Annotated in this window: 3 protein-coding genes and 1 pseudogene; 3 read left to right on the top strand and 1 reads right to left on the bottom strand. The window is 71.8% G+C overall.

Annotation, left to right across the window (positions count from 1 at the left end; genetic code table 11):
* From AB0O00_RS33150 to AB0O00_RS33160, 3 genes and pseudogenes are all read left to right on the top strand, one after another.
* Positions 1–1,393, top strand: a pseudogene (locus tag AB0O00_RS33150) (hypothetical protein); the annotation flags it as partial.
* A gap of 136 nt (positions 1,394–1,529) precedes the next feature.
* Positions 1,530–2,132, top strand: coding sequence for a hypothetical protein (locus AB0O00_RS33155; protein WP_363658143.1), 603 nt, complete (start codon positions 1,530–1,532; stop codon positions 2,130–2,132).
* A 140-nt stretch (positions 2,133–2,272) separates the two neighbouring features.
* Entirely contained in the window at positions 2,273–2,512 is a 240-nt protein-coding gene (locus AB0O00_RS33160) for a hypothetical protein (protein WP_363658145.1), read from the top strand.
* A gap of 76 nt (positions 2,513–2,588) precedes the next feature.
* Here AB0O00_RS33160 and AB0O00_RS33165 read toward each other — a convergent pair.
* The coding region (locus AB0O00_RS33165) for a M48 family metallopeptidase (RefSeq protein ID WP_363658147.1) at positions 2,589–3,403 on the bottom strand (815 nt) is incomplete at its 5' end.

The raw sequence follows: 3,403 nt of genomic DNA on the forward strand, positions 1-3,403 counted from the left end.
GGTGCTCGCCGGCCTGGTCGCCCGCCCCGGCCGCGACGAGCACCGCGCCCTCGTCACCAAGGCCCCCTACAAGGCCACCCCCATGACCGCCGACGCCTACGACCGGCTGCGCGGGCGCCTGGGCGAGGAGGGCCGCCGGGCCGTCCTGGCCGCAGCCCTGCCCGGCGATCCGGCCGACCTGTGGCGCCCGGGCGGCGTGGATGCGGCCGTGGAGCGCATGGCCGCCGCGTGGTGCGAGCGCCTGGGCGCGCTGCCCGCCGTGCACGACGAGGCCGCCGACACCCTGGAGACCGGCCTGGGCCTGCCCGAGGTGTGGGCCCGCCGCCTGGCCGGCGGCTACGAGGCGGCAGGCTTTGGGGCCGCGGGCTCCGGGGCCGCCGGCGACGAGACGGTCGAGGCGGGCGGCTGGGAGCTCTCGGCCACCCCGGGCGCGGGCGGCGTCGAGGTGCACGCCGTCCCGCCGGCCGGCCGCACCGTGCGCTACGGCACCCCGGTGGGCCTGAACCTGCGGCAGGCCGCGAGCGCCCTCGTGTGGGCGTGGACGGAGCGCCCCGTCGGAGACCCGGCGGTCGCCGGGGCGTTCGGCCTCTACGAGCGGCTGCGCGCCGAACTCGACCGCCCGGAACTGCTGTTGGCGATGGGCTGGGCCGAGATCGAGGACACCCCCGAAGGCCTCGCACGCCGCTTCGGCCCCAAGTGCCTGCCGGTGGACCAGGCCCGCCGCAAGGACACCGAGCCCGAGCCCGTCGCCTACGACTTCGGCCCGCTCGTCGTCACCGCGCCCCGCGGCCAGGCCTTCCTGCGCCCGGCCGCACTGAACGACCCGCAGGCCTGGCGGATAGTTCGCGAAATCCCGGAACTGGCAGCCGAGTTGAACGTCCTCATGCCGTACCTGCCCGGCGGGGGCCTGGAACGGATGATGCACCGCGCCCGCACCACCCCCGTCCCGGCGGGCGCCTACGAGGCCGACCCGCAGCACTCCTGCCCCGACCTCGTCGCCCACGCCGCCCGCCACCTCGACGTCGGCCCCGACGCGGCCGCCCTCTACCTCCAGCTCGCCACCCTGGCCGCCCCCACCGACCGCAACGTCCGCCGCTGGAACGCCTGGAACGCCACCCGGCACACCGCGGCCCGCACCGAACTCCTCACCACCGGCACCGTCACCGAAGCCAAACGCCCCCGCGCCGGCCGCACCCTCTTCCTCGGCGGCGAGTGGACCGACCTCAAATCCCCCCACCTCCCCCTGGAAACCCCCAAACTCGCCACCCACACCATCCGCCACATGTGGTCCAACACCCTCCACGCCCCCTTCCCCCGCATCCAGCCCCCGACCCCCCTGCACGAACTGTTCACCACGACGTGGACCGCCCTCCACGGCACCCCGACCACCTGACCCCACCGCAGAACACACCGACAGCAGTGCCGACAACGGCGATCCGCCCCTTCGCGCGGATCGCCGTTTCGGCATATCCAGAGCGGAGCGGCTGTTTCCAAACCTGTCGGATTTTCTCCGGATTTAAGGTACTAGCATGATCGGCTACGCAGGGGACGGTAGGGAAGTCATGTTCGAGCTGACGGAGCTCCTGTCGTGTTTCGGGCCCACCCGTGGAGACAGTATCGACTGGAATGCGGTGGAGGCAGCGTATGGGCGGCGCCTTCCCTCCGACTACCAGCAGTTCGTGGCTGTGTTCGGGAGTGGTTCGATCGAACAGGCGTTGTACGTCCAAGCGCCCGCCACCACGACCGCCGAACTGGCAGGAAATGTCGTGTCAACGCTTCCCACCGGCCTGTTGGCCAGCGGGAACGCGGGGGGCTGGAGAGACCCGACTCAAGCAGGCCTGCACCGTCTTGAGGACATGCTTCTCTGGGGGTGGACGGAGCAAGACTTCCTCTGCTGGATCGCTTCTGGCGAAGACCCGGACTGCTGGCCGGTGGCCGTCTATTCGCGCTTTCACGCGGCCTGGTCGGTGTACCCGTACGGGATGGCGGAATTCCTGCTGAGGCTGCTGCGCGACGAGTTCGACGAATGGCCGATCAGCGACGTAGGGCTGCGGACTGTCTCCGAACTGCGTTTCCTGCACGACAAGGACGAGGAAGCGGGCTGGGAACTGCAGGAAAGACCCCTGGAGTGACTGACTGTGCCCGGTTGAGAACCCTTGAGGTACAACGTTGAGTGCGAAGAGGTCGGTCAGGGAGTCCGCGCCACTTCATTCCAAAGGAGCTTGGCGGGCGGGGCCTTAGGGAGAATCTCGCCCCATGCTGGGGCTATCCGGTGAACACTGGGCTCAGCGCGGACCAGTTCTTCTGGTTGACCGAAGGTGACGACCCGGACGCCTGGCCGGTGGTCGCGTTCTACCGGAGCCTGGAGGAGTGGGATCGCTTCGACGGTGGATTCGCGGTGTTCCTGCTTGCCATTCTCGAAGGCACGTACGCCTACGCGGACGAGGTGGCCCTGCCTAACTCCGAGGAGCCGTTGTGGCGTTACCAGGGTGACTGGACCTGGGTGGAGTAGCTGCGCTGCAAGTGGTCGACTCGGGTAGGGCCCGTCGGCCGCCGGTTGCGGCGGCTGGCGGGGCCCTGGCGGCCCGTCAGCCCGCCAGGAGCGTGCGGGCTATGCGGGTGCGGTGGGGGGTGAGTTCGGTGGTGATCGTGGCGGACTCGGCGGGGGTGAGCGTGATCGCGGCCGGCTGGGGTGGGGTCTGGGCGAGCAGGGCCATGCGCAGGTGGGTCGGGGGGTGGGTGGTGTCGACGGCGTAGCGCTCGTGGGTGCTGCGGCGGCGCAGGCGTTCGCGTTCGGTGGGCGGCAGGCTCGCCAGGTGGGCGCGCATCTGCTCCCACAGGGCTTCGGGGGACGGGCGGCCGCGGCGGTCGGCCCTCAGTCGGGTGACCGCGGTGCTCGCGGCGCCGGCGAGGAGCAGGGCGTCGAGCATGCCGCGGGCGGCCTCGGTGGAGGATGTGCGGGCGGCGAGTGCGTCGGCGCGGTACTCGGCCTCCTGGCCGGCCTGGGAGGTGAGGCGGTCCAGGAGCAGCAGGATCCGCCACAATGCCCACGCGGCGGTGTGCATCACCGCGTTGCTGAGCAGTTCGGCGACCGCGAACAGCAGCCGCATCCCGCCCTCGCCCCAGCCGCGGCTCGTGCGGGCCATGCCGTGCCAGTGGACGAGCGCCCCGATCGCCGAGGACAGCCACAGGCCGCGCCGGTGGTCGCCGTTGACGCGGTGGCCGAACTCGTGGCCCAGCAGCGCGACCCGCTGCGGGTCGTCGAGCGCCTCCCATAGCGGCAGGCCGTTCGTGAGCACCGCGCGCCGGCGCAGCCCGACCAGGCCGATGCTCGCGTTGTAGTCGCCGGTGACCCGGATGACGTGCAGCGGGCGCGCCCCCTCCTCGGCGGCGACCCGGTCGG

Source organism: Kitasatospora sp. NPDC093558 (assembly GCF_040683475.1).
Lineage (GTDB): Bacteria > Actinomycetota > Actinomycetes > Streptomycetales > Streptomycetaceae > Kitasatospora.